Origin of the sequence: Paenarthrobacter sp. JL.01a (assembly GCF_025452095.1) — a bacterium.
In the GTDB taxonomy this organism is placed as follows: Bacteria; Actinomycetota; Actinomycetes; order Actinomycetales; family Micrococcaceae; genus Arthrobacter.
This window is the reverse complement of record NZ_CP104877.1, coordinates 1,957,322-1,974,053: the sequence shown is the minus strand read 5'-3', so window position 1 is coordinate 1,974,053 and position 16,732 is coordinate 1,957,322. Positions and strand designations below refer to the sequence as shown.

Below are 16,732 nucleotides of genomic sequence, written 5' to 3'. Positions count from 1 at the left end.
CCTCCGAAGAGGGGATATGCCGTGCCCGAGGTGGGACTCGAACGGGATTCCAGGCCTTGGTAGCACGGGGAAGTGGTGGAAACATGCGGAATCCGAGGCAATTCGGCGGCTGTACGAGGCAGTCCGGGGTCGAAAGTGTGGACATTGTCCACACTTCCTTTTTGCTCGATCGAACACCGAAAAAGGGGCACTTGACGCGTCCCTCGCACTCATAGCCTGCGCCAGGAAATCGGCGCTGCCGCCTCCGCAGTTTTCCTGCTGGACGGTACCTCTTGGTCCGCGTGAAGTCTCCGGTAGGATGAGGCCCCGACGCCCAAGGCATGACTCGCTCCGGTCGATAGAACAACCCAGAACGCGACGGCAGCCAACCCGCCAGAACGATGAATAGCTCGACACAGTAGCTACACCTCCTTCATCTATTTCATGGCGGAGACGACACAGAGCATCATGACAAGGCCTCCCGTCCGGGGCCGACGACAGAACGTCCATTATCGGCGTTCAAAGTACAGGAGTGTGGAAGTGAGGACGAAAACTGCGGGACGACGTGGCCTGTCAGTTGAGACCTTGTTTGGAAGCGTAGGACTGCCTGCAGAGGTCTGCATGTAGTCGAAGGGGCATTCAGGTTGACCCGCACTCCCCACGTTACGTCGAAGGCAGCACTTCCGGCGTCAAGGCCGCACCGGAAGCGGTATCAAGGCGTGTCAGGTTTGGTGAGCGCGGCTGCTTCTCGTGGCGTTCTCAAGCCACTGAAGGTGAGACGGAATATTTCACGGGCCAGCTTCTGCGGTGTCGGTCCGTCGGCTGGATCGTACCATTCAACAGTTGAGTACACCATTCCGATCAAGAGGCGTGCCACCAATCGGGGGTCTGGGCCGTGCCGAATGAAGCCTTCATCCTTCACTTGGCACATCAGGGCTGATAGCTCCTTTTCCCATACACAGCGACGTTGTATCGCCTTGCGTTCGACGTCCGTATTGCCCCTGAGGCGCAATAGCAGTGAGGCCGATGGCAGATCCCCGGTGAAAATCGTAACCACCTGTTGAACTACGAGTATGATCCGGTCTTCAGCCGAAACGGTTCTCGCATTGGTGGGGTATGTGATGTCCTCAAGCGCTTTGAGGATCGGCTCCAGAGCACGTCTTAACAACTCGACTTTTGAAGGAACATGGTAATAGAGCGCGGGTCTTGATATGGCAAGAACTTCAGCCACGTCGTCCATGGATGTGGCGTCATAGCCGTGCTGACTAAAAACTTCAATGGCTGCCCGCAATACCGACCGGGGGTCGTTAGCGGGTGTGATTCTTTTCAGTTCTCGCACAACGTTGGCCTCATGTCCGACTCCGTGTCATCCCAGCCCTGCTCTGTAGGGTTCTTGCATAAGTGACGGCCGCACGCCTCCTGTCATGAATGCGGCGAGCAATCAAACGTTTGCGTGTAAACGACCGAGCCGTCGCGGGAACGAATGATTTACGAAAGGGTCAACCCAGGAGTCCTTTCCTGCATGAGGATCGGTGTCAGCTGTCAAAGTCCAGCTCGATAGCTCCACCCAGCGGATAGGACTGACATGCAAGAACGTAGCCGTCCTCAACTTCGTCTGGATCCAAGGCGTAGTTCTCTCGCATTTCGACGCTTCCCTTCTGAACGAGTACGCGGCATGTCCCGCACACCCCACTTCGGCAGGAGAAAGGAGCGTCATCCCGAGCCGCTTCGAGACCTTGCAGGAGCGTGATATCAGTCCCTTGAACGTAGGTACTGCTTTGACCGCTCAACACTGCAATAACGGTGGTCTCGTCGGGGCTTTGTGCATCCTTGGGCGGGGAAGCGTCAACGGCGGCACCGTCGGCGCTGAAGAGCTCGACGCGCACATGTGAAGCGGGGACGCCGTCACCGACTATCTGTTCCCTTGCGCCCAGAGCCATCTCGAAGGGGCCGCAGATCCAAACGTGATCGAATTCGGTCACGTGCGGTAGTCCACTCAAGACCCTTCGGAGGCCGGAGGCATCGAGCCGCAAGAGCGCCTCACTCTGGGTCATGCCCTGACGTGAGAACGTCCGCAGTTGCGAGAAGCGGTCCGGGTATCGTGCCGACAGACTCTCTAGTTGTCCGGCAAACATGATTGAGTCTGGACTCCGGTTGCCATAGATGAGGGTGACTTCTCCGTCGTTGGATTCCAGCACTGAGGATGTGATCGCCAGCATAGGCGTGATGCCGGAGCCTGCGGCGATGCACAGGTGCCGCCCTCGGTCCTCGGGGCGGATATGGAAACGTCCTTGTGGTGGGAACACATCAATGGCGTCTCCCGGACGCACTTCACGCACCAGCCAAGGCGAGAAGTGCCCTCCAGTTACTTCCCGGACTCCTATGCGGAAGCCTTGGCCGGTGGCCTCCGCGATGGAGTAGCTTCGGCGGTGCTCTTCGCCTTGGATGATTCTACGAAGGGCAACGGACTGACCCGGAGCGAACTCATAGGTCTTACGCAGCGACTCAGGCACGAAGAATTCAACAGAGACTGAGTCACTGGTAAGCCGCTGCACATCAGAAACCACGAGGGAGTGGAAGAGGACTGAGGTGGGGGCCAGCAAGTGGCCGTTGTTCATATCTGTCGTCACTGTGGGTTCACCTCCATTGACCATCGGGTAGAGATTGCTTGGCCTAGAGTCCCGCGGCTTGGAGCCATCCCTCGTACGCCCTATGGAAATCCACGACTGACGTTTCCTCGTAAGAGAGCGGTCCGGCAACGAACGCGCGGGACTGTACGCCTTTTTGGGTTCGCTCGCAGAGAGCCCAGTCCTGCTTGTTTGTCTCGTCCCACACGCGAATTAGATTGGCCAGGTCGTAGTCGACGGATTCTTCGGCATCTTTGTGGACGAGCCATGACGCAGTGACGCGCGTCTTGTCGAGGCTGATCGGCTCGTCCCGGAGGACCATCGCGTAGTCAGGGCAGGCGACCAGCGCAAACGTCGGTTTAATGTGGACCGAGGCCGTGTAGGGCTCAAGACCTTCGGCGAATTGGCCCAGCATCCTTGCTGATGCTGGCTGCCCGCCGACCGTAAGGGAGGTGGCGCCGGCCTTGAGCGGGAAACGTGCGGTCTTGACCACGGGATCATATCCGGGGGGAATCTCGCACACTACGGGTCCATCGCTGGTGATCTCGCGGATATCGACCGCGCTCAGGAACTCGGGATGGTTCGCTCCACAGTGGTAGCACTCTTGGGCGTTTTCCCAGACGAGCTTCCAGTTCGCTGAGATTTCGTAAGTGATGGTGTGGGCAACCCGCGCGGAGGCGAGGTCGAAGGGGGCCAGCCCTTCCTCTCCGATACTGAGCATGTCTTCCAGGTCGCGGGTGGGGCTTTCGGCAAGGTTCACGAAGATGAAGCCTTGCCATGTCTTTACGTGAACGGATGTTAGTCCGTACTGGCTCCGGTCAAAGGTTTCGGGCATCTTCGGGGCACCCTTCAATGAGCCGTCAAGGTCATAGCCCCATTGGTGGTAAGGGCAGACGAATCGCCTGGTAACTCCGCAGCCCTCGTCGACAAGCCGCGCTCCGCGGTGTCGGCATACATTGAAGTTCGCTGCCAGCGACCCTTCACGCGTACGGGCTACGATCACACTTTCCTTCCCGGACTCCACCGTCAAGTAGGAGCCGGGCTCGGCCAATTGTGAGACGTGTCCGGCGTAGATCCAAGAGGTTCCGAAGATGGCTTCCATCTCCTGATTGAAGACTTCCTCGGACAGGTAAAGGTCCCGGGGGATTCCGAGGCCTTCGGCAACTTGGTGACGCATGAGCTCGCTTGCGTTCGTCACGGGTTCTTCAACTCCTTATTGAGGCCCCAGCCAGTGTTGTGCTGGAAAGTATGGGATGCCCGGCGGTCCGATTACGGATGATCAGCCGATCTAGGGCGATACAGAAATTTTTACACCAAATGTTGCAAGAAACAAGTATTTGTTGAAATTAGCTGTTGGCTGGTGCGGGTCCCCCCGTGGTCACGAAGGCTCGGACGCTTTGCGTCAGAGCCTTGCGGGCCTCGTCACCCACGTATGGCATGTGGCCTGCCACAAACGGGGTGACGGTCACACGGCTGGCATCCGGCTCTACCTGAGCTGCGACATATTCCGCAGAGCCGAGAGGCGTGACCAGGTCAAAGTAGCCGTTGGCAAAGAGCACGCGGAGTTCCGGGTCCCGGTCCAGTGCGGTTGACAGCCGAGAGACATGGTCTGGTGGCGCGACGATGCCGGGCCCGCTCCCCCAGTCCCAGGGTGTGCCGACGGAAGCAAAATCAATGAGTTTGTAGTCGGCGGCCTTGGCGACGTTAAGGTCCCGGAGCCGCGTCCGAGTGGCGTGCGCGAAGGCAGCTGAGAACTGCCCCATTCCCGCGTCGTCAGCAACGACATCGGCTCCGATGGCTTGGCGGCTGGCTGTGTATCGGGCATCGAAGGGCCCGATGCGTCCGGAGGGCAGCAGTTCTTTGGAGAACTCCTCGGCAGTGATCCTGAGATTGTTGCGCAGCAGGAGTCCAGTTGGCAGCCCTATGGCCTCGGAGAGTCGATCTGTGATGGAGCGCCTATGTGCTCCCCCAAGCCTTAGCCCTTCGTGCATGGCCACGACGAGTTCCCGGTTTGCAAACGTGCGGGCTTGGGCAACGTGCGCTTCCAGGGATGCGCCCGCGCCGGCTATTCCGTGATACCAGGCACTCGCGGCGTAGGCAGTGGTGCGTTGAACAAATCCGAGGTCTCCATGCATCGTCCGCGCCAGATCCAGGACCGACCCTACGAGGATGGCACCGTTAAAACTCATGCCGGGAAGCCACCCACCTTCAGTTGGTCCTCCGAGGGAGCGTCCAAGCACTTCGACCGCTCGAACACTGCCGTAGCTTTCGCCCAGCAGGTACCGCGGTGAATTCTCCCTATCGTTTCGATCGCACCAGTCCATAATGACGGCCAGCGTTGCTGAGGCGTCCTGGATGGATCCGTAAAAATCCTTGGGGTCCGTCTCGGGATTCAGCCTCGCCAAACCCGTTCCGGGGGGATCTATCAGAACCACATCGGCGGTATCGAGAATTGTGTCTGCAGCAACATTGATCCTGAACGGCGGGTGCGTGCCCGGGCGCACACCGTCGGCGAACTCCAGGCCGTACGGCCCAAGGAATCCGATATCAAGAAACCCTGCCGCCGCGCCCGGACCGCCATTGAAAGCGAAGATGATCGGACGACCATCTCGCTTGTCGGCCACCTCCAGGCAATGGCTTGTGGTCACGAACGTGGCCGTGGAACCGCTGGGGGTCATCACCGTCGCCGAGGAAACTATTGTTTCAACGGGTGACGTCATTCCGGCAACGCCTTCAACGCGCCCCCCACCGAGCCGGGTGGTCGCCTGGACTGTGTACATAGTTTTTCCTCTTATTGCTGTTCGGGCCTGCGGCACGACGACGACGGGTGGTGAACTAATTGCCGTTGACGGTGATTTCCAGTTCCACGAGGAATGGGCCGACGAGGCCGGCCTGAACAGTCGTGCGAGCCGGAGGACTCACCGTGAACATCTCATCAAACAGGGCACTGTACTCCTTGTAGTGGGTGATATCGGCCAAAAACGCGCGCACAAAGGCCACATCTTCCCACCGTCGCCCCGCCTCGTCGACTACACGCTTAGCGTTTGCGAAGGCTTGCCGTGCCTGGGTGGAAAAATCATCGCCGGAGCATTCCCACTCATCGGTAACACCGACTATTCCAGACAGCAGAACAGGCTCTTTGAGTGTGACGAAGTCCGCGCAATTGGGTTTCGAAAACGCCATGGGTCAACCTTCCTTAGGTGGTGTCAACGGGAGATAGTCCCTCATCAACTGAATCAACAAAGTGTTGCAGGCTTAAGTCCATTCATCAACCATGTCAATCATTTGTTGACTGTCTGGCGGAGAAGGCGCGATGCTAGAACCGACCGACGGTCATCCGGCACCGTCCTTCGAGGAATGGTTAAAAAGATGGTTTCTAAGAAGCTCGTGGACCCGCCGCGTCATGCCGCCCGCCGCATTCCGTTCACGGCGGAGCAGGTAAAGCACGCCGACGCGGTTGTCTCCATAGTTGCTCCGGTGGTTCCGGTCCTGGGCCTTGCCCTTGGTGAGAGCACGGAAGTGGTACTGCACAACCTCTGTGAAGTGCCCACCAGTATCGTCGCCATAGCCAACCCCGTGAGCGGCCGCGCGGTTGGTGGTCCGATCACCGATGTCGGTCTCCGGTTTGTCGAAGCGAACGAGCTGGATGACATGATCGGTTACCGAACCCAGACGACCAGCGGAATGAGCATGCGCTGCTCGAATATTTTCTTCAGATCACCGGACGGACGTGCAGTGGCATGCCTGTCCCTGAACAGCGACGTCACAGACCTTGAACGGGCACAGGTTGCACTGTCGGCCCTGACGGCAATGCCCCTCCATCCTTCACCCCAGGTGGTTGACACCTTCCCGGTCTCGGTCGATGGCCTGGCGCAGGGCATACTGAGAGACTCGACGAGCACGGTCGGCGTTCCGGTTGAGCTCATGAAAAAGTCGCACAAAATGCAAGTAGTCCAGGAACTGGATGATCGTGGATTTTTTAACATCCGTGAAGCGGTGGAACTCGCCGCCGAACATCTGGATGTCAGCCGATTCACGATATACAACTATTTGAACGAGCTTGGCTTGCGCGTCAAGAACAACGGGACGGAATAGCGCTGAAGCGTGCGCTGAAGCGCTGCAGACGGAAGATGTCGCGAAGCCAGCTACCGCCCCAGACCAGCGAGCACACCCTTGGCGAACACCATCTGTGGAGCTGCCACCATGACGTCAATGTCTTCGAGTGGGTTCCTTTCAACAACGATGAGATCGGCGAGCTTCCCAACAGCGATCGACCCAACGTCATCCTGGATCCCCAGGATCTGTGCACTATCTATAGTGGCTTGCCTCAGCAACTCTTCGGGCGTGAATCCGAACGCTTTACGGAGCGTGAATTCGACGTTGCCGAACTTCCGCAACCCGGACAAGCCGAAATCGGTTCCCCAGGCCACAGGCACTCCGGCCTCGTAAGCGTTCTTCACACCTTCGCGGCATGCGTCGAAGAATGATTTGATCTGCTCATCGTCGATGCCGTGTGCGCCCTCGTTCGCGGCAGCCCGGGCCAAGGCCGAGTGCGCCACCGACATGGTCGGGACAATAGCGGTCCCATAGTCCAAAAGTACTTTGATGGCCTCGTCGTCAAGGAAGGACGCATGTTCGATGGTTCGCACACCGGCCCGGGCAGCGGCGATGATGCCTTCTTTTCCGTGGCAGTGAGCAGCGACATAGCTGTTCTGCAACCTGGCTGACTCCACCAAGGCAACGAGCTCAGCCTCAGTGGTGATCATCATCCCGGGTTCTCCTCCAGGGTTGGCAATGGAACCGGTGGCCATGTACTTAATGAAGTCCGCCCCGTGTGCGATCTCCTCCCGACAGGCCCTCACGACCGCGTCGACACCGTCGGCCTCTACATAGACCGACTGGGTGATGCTGTTACCTCTGGTTGTTGGACTGATGATCCGGCCGGAGCTGAAGATTGTCGGACCCATCACGACTCCACGCTTTACCGCGTCCCTGACTGCCGAGTTGGCAAAGCCGGATGCTCCGCAATCCCGAACCGTAGTGTACCCGTACATGAGGCGTGCCTGAGCATGTTCGATGACGTCAATGATCACGTCTGCATGCGAACGCCGCTCCAGAGTGTCAAAATTTCCGTTCGGCAGGTAAAGATGTACATGCAGATCGATGAGTCCTGGCAGCAGCCAGCGACCATCAAGGTCGAGATCATCCGCAGCGGCCGGACGATCCCCGGTGGGCGTAATACCGATAATTCTTCCTTCTTCGATCACGACATCTGCCGTGCTTTCACTGAAATCGTCAACCAGGGCAGGCACGAGCCGACAGTTCCTGAGAATCATAGGGAGCTCCTTCTAGCGTTGGCCGGACTTGCCGGCAGAAATAGTGTGGGTTGGTAATCCATTGACGGTTGACTCTCCCGACACCCCGCAACCCAAGCCCTGGGGAGCGAAGAGGCGGTAGCGGTCAACTCGTGGCATGGAGACTTGGGCATCGGGGGCGAGCCAGTGATTCCAAGCAGACGTATGCATTCGCATTTCCACCGGTGTCGACATCGACAGATGCGCCATCACCGCGGTATCGATGGCCGCACCGCCGGTGTCCTCGATTGACACCAGCAAACCCAGGTCATTTGCCAAATCTCTTAGGTGAGCCGCGCGAGACGGCCCACCTACCCTGGATATCTTTATCGTGATGCCGTCCGCAGCCGAGCTATTAGCCGCCTCGAGGACATCCCGGACGCCCATAATCGATTCGTCCAGCACGATTGGCTGAGTCGCGGCCATCCGCAAGGCTGCGCACTCGCGCACGGTCGCGCAAGGCTGCTCGAGGACGTACTCCAGACCCCGCGTGAGTTGGAGAAATCGAAGTGCTTCGAACTGCGTCCACCTGCCGTTGGCATCACAGTAGATAGTGATTCCAGGCGGACAGGCAGCAAGCACGGCGCGCAAGCGGTCGGCGGCAACGTGGGCGTCGACGTCGCCGACCTTAATCTGTAGACGTTGAGCGCCCGCGTCCGTCATCGCTGCCGCTGCGGCGGCCATTTGATCAATAGCGCTGCCGATGACAACGCCGTAGACGTCGATGTGATCGCCGTAAGATCCGCCGAACCACGTTGACATCGAGCATCCGGCCACTCGAGCGGCCAGATCGCAACTTGCCATGTCCAGAGCGGATTTCACATATGGATGTCCGCGGAACCTGAGGTCGACTTCCCGGATGTTTTGCCGCACGGCGTGGGCGTCGCGACCGATTAAGTGCTGAGCGGCCTGGGCTACGCCGGCGTGAGCACCCTCAGCGAAAGCTTCAGAGTAGAACGAGCCCAAGGGGGCAAACTCTCCCCATCCCTTGGTGCCGTCCTCGGCAATGAGTTCCACAATGGTTGCGTCAAACCCGGCGAGCTCGGGATGCAGATTCGACGCCGGCAGTGGTTCTGCAAAAGGGTATACGGAGCGGTAGACGTTGATGGTATCGATTCTCATGGAGCGCACACCTCCACCGCGTCGTTCCACGGCGAAGGAGGCGGATATGGCTCCACGAGTAGTTGAGGTTCTGAACAGATCGTCACAGGACCAGCGTGGCGCCAATCACAAAATTTTGCAACTTTCTGTTGACTTGATCTACATAGCGAAGTAAATATTGATCCAACAACAACTATCAGTTGACGGAGCCCCATGAAGGTCACAGAGCACAATCGCATTACCGTTTCTGCCAGGCGTTGGCCTTTGCTGAGTTCACCCTGGCCGGGTTTCATCGCCCGCCGTGTCGGATCGTTCTTCGTCGCAACGTGGATCATCCTCACCCTCGTATTTTTCCTGGCCCGCCTCCTGGGCGGAGATGCAGTTGTAGCTTCGGCCGGTCTTAACGCCAGTCCTGAATTCATCCAAGCCCGACGGGCTGAACTTGGACTTGATGCACCCCTGCTTGAGCAGTACGGACGGTATCTTGGCGGGTTGTTGACTATGAATCTGGGCGAGTCGATCTCACTTCGAACGGATGTTGTGGATCTCATAGCAGCTCGACTGCCCTTCACCATTCAGTTGGCTCTCATCTCCTTCGTTATCTCAGTGATCATCGCGATTCCCGTGGGAATGCTGATCGCGCTGCGCACTGAAGGAAGCCGTAGCCGCGGAACCGACGCAGCGTTCAATGGCGTCACCGGCTTGATCGCCGCCACCCCCGATTTCGTTATCGGAGTGACACTGATCGTTATCTTCGCCGTAACCCTAAGGGCTCTGCCGGCCGCCGGGGGCAATGGACCGCTCGCCTACATCCTGCCCGTGACCACGATATGCGTCGGTCTGATCGCCTTCATATCCCGTGTGGTGAAGACAGAAGCAAACAGGGTACTCAAGGAAGAGTACGTTCGAACCGCCAGGTCCATGCAGCTTCCGACGTTCATGGTGCTGTCCCGATACGTTCTCCCCAATGTCCTCACGGCCACCATTACGTACGCAGGCTTGATCATTGCCGGCCTGCTCGGGGGAAGCATCGTAACCGAAACGGTCTTCGGCTGGCCAGGCATCGGCAACCTCCTCATCAAGTCGATGTTGTCCTTCGACTACCCCCTTCTCGTAGGCATCGTCCTTGTGGTGTCAATGATGGCGCTCTTGGTCACTTTCGCCGTCGACGTTCTGCTTGCCATCGTCGATCCCAAATCTCTGATCGTAAAGAGCTGACACTATGTCTACTAGTAAGAAGCGGACCCGTAGCTGGGTTGTCGCCGCGCTGCAAACCCCTGGCGGAATGATCGGTGGCGCAATCGTCGCGTTCTACGCCGTCATGGCCGTCGTCGCACCCCCGCTTTGGGGGGAGCAGGCCAGCACCATCAACGCCAGCCAAGCACGTCTGGCGCCCACGTTGAGCCATCTTCTGGGAACGGATGAACTGGGCCGGGATGTTCTTCTGAGGGTCCTGGTAGGAACCCGCCTCACCCTGTCCCTTTCCCTGGGCGCCCTTGCCATTGCAACTATTGGCGGCATCGTGCTTGGCACGACGGCTGCGGCGCTGGGAGCACGGGCCCGTCAGCTTCTCTTTCAGCTGACAGCAACAGCCATGGCCTTTCCAGCAATCATGCTCGCGTTGTTGCTGGCAGCCGTTATGGGTCGATCCGGCGTTGCAACCATGGTTGGGCTCGGCATCGCAGGGATCCCTTCTGTGGCCCGGCTGACAATGAGCCTTGCCGTAGCGGCGTCTGGTTCGGACTATGTGAACGCATCCCGTGTCATTGGGGTCCGCGGCCCACGCCTGCTGCGCCGCTACATTCTTCCGAACGTCCTCGAGCCGATCGCCACGATGACCATCTTGTCGATGTCCTCGTACCTGCTCGTCATTTCGTCGTTGAGCTTCCTCGGGCTTGGCGTTCAGCCCCCGGATTGGGACTGGGGGCAATTGATCGGCGCTGCCATGAAGACCATATATGCGAATCCCACATCGATCATCGGTCCCGGCGTAGCGATAGTCATGGCGGGCGTCTCCTTCAGCCTCCTGGGCGAGGCATTGGCAGAAGGGATCGATCCTCGATCCCGACAGCGTTTGCGGAACTCGAGAAAGGGCCGTCCAGCCACGACCGCACATTCCCACAGGGTGGAGTCCACTACCCCGACAATCTCTCGTGTGCCCGAAGGTGCCGTCTTGACCATCGAGGACCTCAGAGTCACAACGATTCATGACGGTGACGAGGTCGACCTCGTCAAGGGCGTTACCTTGTCAGTCGCACCCGGTGAACGCGTAGGCCTCGTCGGCGAATCGGGTTCAGGCAAGAGCGTGACGCTCGCAGCAGCAGCCAAATTGCTTCCCCCGGCACTGGAAGCGACGGCCACGACGCATCAGTTTGACGGGGTCGACCTGCTGGACATCTCACCCAAGAAGCGCAGAGCCGCCCTTGGCTCGGGGCTCGCAATGGTTTTCCAGGACCCCATGTCCAGTCTCAATCCTGCCCTTCGAATCGGTTCCCAGCTGGGCGACAAACTGTTGACTCATACCTCACTCTCGCCGGTGGACCGTAAGACGCGGATCATAGGTGCGCTTACCGAGGTCGGGCTCCCCTATCCTGAACTGATTTACCGGCGATTTCCGCACCAGCTCTCCGGCGGTCAGCGGCAGCGCGTCATGATCGCGTTGGCGCTCCTGACGGAAACAAAGGTGATTCTTGCCGACGAACCAACCACCGCACTCGACGTCTCCGTCCAGGCCCAGATCATCGAGCTTCTGGCCCGCGTCAGCCGCCAGCACAACACAGCCATCGTCATGGTCTCGCATGATCTCGCCCTGGTTAGTCAGCTCTGCGACCGGATCGTGGTGATGTACGGGGGGAAGATCGTCGAAGAAGGCACCACAGAGCAAATCCTCAGCGCGCCCCGGCACCCCTACACACGGCTCCTGCTGGGCGCAGTGCCCGATCCCTCACGTGATGTTTCCCTGCCATTGCTGACAATTACCGATTACTCCTGGCTGGAAACCCTGGAGGGTGGCTTTGTGTCACCCGTAGGCGAAGACCACCCACCCGCCGTTCTCCTTGGAGACCCGGCGAAAACATATACCTCCGGAGAGGAATCCAAGGCATGGAAGGCCTAGTAGCTACAAATGTGCGTGCAAGCTACGGCCAGGGGCGTCGGAAGGTAGACGCCGTCCGTGGAGTAAGCATCAGGCTCTCCCCCCACGGATCGATTGGAATTGCCGGTGAATCCGGCTGTGGAAAATCAACCCTGGCTCGGATACTCATAGGACTGCTTGCCCCGGATGAAGGCGAGATTACGTGGAACGGGACCCGCCTTGCTGACTTGCCTCGCGGGGGCGCCCAATCCCGTCCGCGGACAGTGCAGATGGTCTTTCAAGATCCGACCTCGTCCTTGAACCCTCGCATGACGGTCGGCGCCACGATTTCCGAAGCATTGAGCGTCAACGAAATTCCAGTCGATATCCACGCAGAAACCGAACGCTTGCTGGAATTGGTAGGCCTTCACCCAGCAGACGCAGGAAAGTATCCTTTCCAGTTTTCCGGCGGGCAAAAGCAGCGCATCGCCATCGCACGCGCTCTGGCGCCTCGCCCCAAAGTCCTGGTCTGTGATGAGATGACCAGCGCCCTGGATGTCAGTGTCCAGGCAGCCATCCTCAATCTGCTGCGTACTGTACGTCAGGAAATGCAGACAGCTCTCCTGGTCATCACCCACAACCTGGAGGTAGTCCGATACCTCTGCGACGACGTCGTCGTCATGCAAAGTGGCAATGTCATCGAAAGCGGCCCCACCGCAGAGGTGTTCGAAAATCCCCAATCGCCCTACACCCGACAGCTTCTTGATGCAGTGCCTCGATTCCGGTTCCCGCCGTTCCGAGGGCTGGATTCACAAAGCGATGCAACTGCACAAGAAGTTGCGGGCCCAAAAAGCGCTGACTACACAGCACAGCTATGATCCCAGCAAAGGAAACAATGATGTTCAAAGCTCGCCATCGCAACACCGTGGTCATTGGGCTCACGGCGGCTTTCGCGCTCTCCCTCACCTCCTGCACAGCTTCATCAGAGCCGGCAAAGAGCCGACCCGAAAAGGCAACATTCGTCCTTTCCGTACTTCCCTCAACCTTGGACCCCGCACTCCTGGCAGATCACACCAGATCAGCGGCCAGGTTCCTTTACGATCCGCTTATCAACCGCGTGGATGGGAAAACAGTCTCAGGGCTCGCCTCCAAGTGGGAGATCACGAGCACCTCCGCAACCTTCACCATTAGGGACGGTATTACCTGCAGCGACGGGACACCGTTGACGGCCAAAACCGTAGCCCGCAACCTCGAGCACATCAAACTGCCAGAGACAGCGGCACCGCTGACGTCAAGTTACATCGGTACAACCAATTACACCGTCAGCACAGATGACGGCACCAAAACGGTCAAGCTCACATTGAACCGCCCAACTTCGTTCTTGGAACAGACCATCGTCAATGGTCCGCTTATCGTTTGTGATTCGGGCCTGGACAACCCCGCGTCCCTCAAGACCGGTTCTGCGGGAACCGGCCCGTACAAGGTGAAAAGCGCCGGCGGCGGCGGTCCCTTGGTGATGGAGAAACGAGACGGATACGATTGGGGCGCCGACGGTTCTACGAACAATGACCTCCCTCCCACCGTTGAGTTCAGGGCCGTGGAAGATTCCGACTCCGCCGCAAACCTCTTGGTTACTGGCGAAGCAGACGCCGGTCTGCTGACCGGGGCGCCATTGAACCGGGTCATCTCTTCCTCGAACGCCACCGAACACGTGGCGACAGAACTGTCAGTTGGGCTGATGTTCAATGAACGGCCCGGCTTTCCGGGAGCAGATAAGGACATCCGGGCTGCTGTTGCACAAGCCTTGAACCGCGATGAATACGCCACCGTGGCCTCTGACGGGCTAGGGAAGCGAGCCGACTCCATCTCCCAGTCCAAGACAATGTGCTTCACTCCCGACCTTGCCTCATCGGTTCCTACCGGCGGCACCAAGGCCGCCGAGTCGTCGCTCCAAAAGAGTGGATGGACGCGCAACGCCAACGGCATTTTCGAAAAGAACGGGAAGAAGCTGTCGCTGAGAGTGCTCCTCTACGGAACTTCCCAAGCGGGCGGTGAGCTTGTCAGGTCTCAGCTGGCAACCTTTGGCATCGACGCCGTGATCGACTCGCGGCCAGAAGGCGACGCGGCCACCGTGCTGTTCGCCGGCAGCGAGTGGGACGCAGCGTTTATTGGTTTGGGCCGGGACGTACCCTACACGTCACTTTTCACCGGCGCCGCCCCGGAAGCTGGTGGCTTGAACTTCAGTGCCATCAGCAACGCTGAGTACGACTCCCTTCTCGCAGAGGCCAACCAGAAAACAGGGCAAGATTCCTGCCCCTCTTACCAGTCAGCAGAAAAGATCATGCTTAAGGAAGTCCACTGGGTGCCGCTCGTAACGCAGAACCTCAGCTGGGTGAGCTCAAAATTCGACTTCAACAACAACAGCATTCTCATCAACCCAACATCGGTTTCCCCCCGATAGGCAACAACGGTGGACTCCCATCGACGGCTGAACCGTTGATACAACCGGATTCCTCCTGCTCCAGGAGTGCTAAGACTCAGGACAGCTGGTTGCTCCGCTTCAGGAGCTTGAACAAGCCGACTGAGCTGTGAAGGGCCTGGGTCCGGTACTTAGCCGGGCCCAGGCCCCTTCGCGCTGGTTGCGGGGTCCCACCTCTGCCCTACGCTGAACCTGACCCCTAACGAGGGCGGACCAGGTCCGGGGACGCGGCCGCACCCTTGAACCAAGCCGATATTGCCCACGACTTCAAAAAATCGTGATCCCTAGCCTCTGCAACTACACGAATTTGGAACACAAGAGACCGGGCTGAAGAACCTCAGTTCCTCAGCCCGGTCTCTATACACCAAGCAGTTTGAGCCGCAGTCCTATCTTTGTCCGGCCAATTCCTTCGCCGCCTGGGTTGCCTTCATCCATTCGCTCAACCAGGGAGCGCGGACGGTGGCCGTGATACGGCAGTCGGCCACAAAAGTTCCCTCCGCGCCAGCATCTATCCACTCGCTAAGGGCGGACAAGTCTGCCACCGAACGGATAACTGCAGATTCGGCGCCCAAAGCCCGGGCGATGCCGGCGAAATCGACCTCAGGAATGAGCATCGGTTTTTCAGTCAGCCCCTGTGAGCCATACTGATGAATTTCAGCCCCGTAAGCAGCATCATTGTAGATAACAACGATTGCACTGCTCGCAACGCTCACGAGAGACTCAAGGTCGGACAGGCCCATCAGAAAACCGCCGTCGCCTGCTGTGAGAACCAAGGTCCGCCCGTCCTCCAAAGCCCTGGCAGCGCCTACTGCGCTGGCAAGGCCAAGCCCAATCGACTGGTATGCCGTCCCGACCATGATCAAGTCCTGCGGCCGGGGAATACGCCAGTACATGGGCGCCCAACCCATGAAATGCCCGCCATCCTGCACAACGGTGCGCCGCTCCGGCAGGATGGAATCCAAAGCGCAAGCCAGTGAACGAGGATCCATCCGGCCATCCAATGATTCTTCCAAGCCCGGGTCGTGGCTACCGCCGGAATCCATGCGATTGCAAGCCTCCGCTCGCCATGCTCCGGAAGGGGAAGCACCATTCAGCAGGTGGAGTAAATACCGTGCCGCTGCCATTGCGTCCGCACTGATAAAGGTATCTACCCGCGGGTGAGTCGGCTGCATGGCGGTGTCGATTTGAACAACTGTGCTGTCAGGGCCGATCAGGTGTCCAAACCGCATGGTGAACGGACTGAGGCTTGCTCCAACCACCAGGACCACATCGGCCTCGCTCATCAGCCCGGCCGCGGTGTCCGTGCCGAAGCCACCGGCGACGCCCAGGTAGCCGTCGCCTTGCAGCAGATTCATGGCCAAGGCGCTCCCTGCGGTCAATGCACCAATCCGGTCAGCTATCTCCCGAAGAGCAAGCCCCGCTCCTGACAGATGCGCACCCCGCCCGGCGAGAATCAGCGGCCGTTTGGCTTCCCGGAGGATCCTGGCGACCTGATCAAGGCCGATGCCGATAACTGCTGCCGTAGACTCTGCCGCTGGGACGGGAAGCTCCTCCTCCGCAGCGTCAAGGCTGGCGAGATCATAGGGAATGGCGACAACTACCGCTGTGCGTTTGGTAAGGGCGTAGTCCACAGCCTGCTGAGTGACGGCACCCGCAGTCTCACGGGTAACCGTGAAGGTCGATGCGCCCAATCCTGCGGCGATTGAACTTTGGTCCACATCCCACGGCCGGGCCCCGGTGCTTGGAGCGTCCCCCGTGACCAGCACCACCGGAATCTGCGCTTGCACTGCTTCAGCCAGGGCTGTGAGGGCATTGGTATAGCCAGGACCGTAGGTTGTGGTGCCTGCGGCGAGACGCCCGGATGACCTGTAGTAGGCATCTGCCGCTGCTACTGCAGCGCCCTCATGACGAACAGGGGAGAAACGAAGGCCAAGCTTTTCGGCGGCGTCAAGGAAGTGGACATTTCCGTTTCCCATGACGCCGAAGACGTCGGTTACATGGTTGCCGAGAACCTGCGCCACGCGGCCAGAGACAGTAAGTAGGGTCATGGAGGAATAGTCCGCGATGCCCGAGCGCAAGTGCAAGAGAAGCGGAATTCACCAGGCAATTTGGCAGTATG

The 16,732-nt window shown here is 59.0% G+C and carries 13 protein-coding genes; 5 read left to right on the top strand and 8 right to left on the bottom strand.

What is annotated here, in order from left to right:
- Positions 1 to 691: 691 nt before the first annotated feature.
- The 5 genes from N5P29_RS09370 to N5P29_RS09350 form a co-directional block, all read right to left on the bottom strand.
- Positions 692 to 1,318: a TetR/AcrR family transcriptional regulator gene (locus N5P29_RS09370; protein WP_262278294.1), complete on the bottom strand. Its 627-nt coding sequence runs from the start codon at positions 1,316 to 1,318 to the stop codon at positions 692 to 694.
- Between the two features lie 196 nt (positions 1,319 to 1,514).
- Positions 1,515 to 2,609, bottom strand: coding sequence for a 2Fe-2S iron-sulfur cluster-binding protein (locus N5P29_RS09365; protein WP_262278293.1), 1,095 nt, complete (start codon positions 2,607 to 2,609; stop codon positions 1,515 to 1,517).
- Positions 2,610 to 2,652: 43 nt separating this feature from the next.
- Entirely contained in the window at positions 2,653 to 3,804 is a 1,152-nt protein-coding gene (locus N5P29_RS09360; protein ID WP_262278292.1) for an aromatic ring-hydroxylating oxygenase subunit alpha, read from the bottom strand.
- 148 nt (positions 3,805 to 3,952) lie between these two features.
- Positions 3,953 to 5,386 carry a hypothetical protein gene (locus tag N5P29_RS09355; RefSeq protein WP_262278291.1) on the bottom strand — a complete coding sequence of 478 codons (1,434 nt, stop codon included), beginning with the start codon at positions 5,384 to 5,386 and terminating at the stop codon, positions 3,953 to 3,955.
- Between the two features lie 55 nt (positions 5,387 to 5,441).
- Positions 5,442 to 5,789: a RidA family protein gene (locus tag N5P29_RS09350; RefSeq protein ID WP_262278290.1), complete on the bottom strand. Its 348-nt coding sequence runs from the start codon at positions 5,787 to 5,789 to the stop codon at positions 5,442 to 5,444.
- A 186-nt stretch (positions 5,790 to 5,975) separates the two neighbouring features.
- Between N5P29_RS09350 and N5P29_RS09345 the strand changes: the two genes are divergently transcribed.
- Positions 5,976 to 6,701 (top strand): helix-turn-helix transcriptional regulator, encoded by a 726-nt coding sequence (locus N5P29_RS09345; RefSeq protein ID WP_262278289.1) that lies wholly within the window; start codon positions 5,976 to 5,978, stop codon positions 6,699 to 6,701.
- A 50-nt stretch (positions 6,702 to 6,751) separates the two neighbouring features.
- Here N5P29_RS09345 and N5P29_RS09340 read toward each other — a convergent pair whose 3' ends face one another.
- A complete protein-coding gene (locus N5P29_RS09340) occupies positions 6,752 to 7,942 on the bottom strand; it encodes a metal-dependent hydrolase family protein (protein ID WP_262278288.1) in 1,191 nt (396 codons plus the stop codon).
- Between the two features lie 12 nt (positions 7,943 to 7,954).
- Entirely contained in the window at positions 7,955 to 9,082 is a 1,128-nt protein-coding gene (locus tag N5P29_RS09335) for a mandelate racemase/muconate lactonizing enzyme family protein (protein WP_262278287.1), read from the bottom strand.
- Positions 9,083 to 9,274: 192 nt separating this feature from the next.
- On the opposite strand from N5P29_RS09335, the gene N5P29_RS09330 reads away from it, so the two are divergent.
- From N5P29_RS09330 to N5P29_RS09315, 4 genes are read left to right on the top strand one after another with little or no spacing between them, the layout of a single operon-like run.
- Positions 9,275 to 10,279, top strand: a complete 1,005-nt coding sequence (locus N5P29_RS09330) for an ABC transporter permease (RefSeq protein WP_262278286.1) — start codon at positions 9,275 to 9,277, stop codon at positions 10,277 to 10,279.
- A gap of 4 nt (positions 10,280 to 10,283) precedes the next feature.
- Positions 10,284 to 12,176, top strand: a complete 1,893-nt coding sequence (locus tag N5P29_RS09325) for a dipeptide/oligopeptide/nickel ABC transporter permease/ATP-binding protein (RefSeq protein WP_262278285.1) — start codon at positions 10,284 to 10,286, stop codon at positions 12,174 to 12,176.
- Positions 12,164 to 13,012, top strand: coding sequence for an ABC transporter ATP-binding protein (locus N5P29_RS09320; RefSeq protein WP_262278284.1), 849 nt, complete (start codon positions 12,164 to 12,166; stop codon positions 13,010 to 13,012). The genes N5P29_RS09325 and N5P29_RS09320 overlap by 13 nt, the downstream gene beginning before the upstream one ends.
- Positions 13,013 to 13,029: 17 nt before the next feature.
- A complete protein-coding gene (locus tag N5P29_RS09315) occupies positions 13,030 to 14,595 on the top strand; it encodes an ABC transporter substrate-binding protein (RefSeq protein WP_262278283.1) in 1,566 nt (521 codons plus the stop codon).
- A gap of 404 nt (positions 14,596 to 14,999) precedes the next feature.
- Here the strand turns inward: N5P29_RS09315 and N5P29_RS09310 are convergent, their stop codons facing one another.
- Positions 15,000 to 16,661, bottom strand: a complete 1,662-nt coding sequence (locus N5P29_RS09310; RefSeq protein WP_262278282.1) for a thiamine pyrophosphate-binding protein — start codon at positions 16,659 to 16,661, stop codon at positions 15,000 to 15,002.
- Positions 16,662 to 16,732 lie beyond the last annotated feature (71 nt).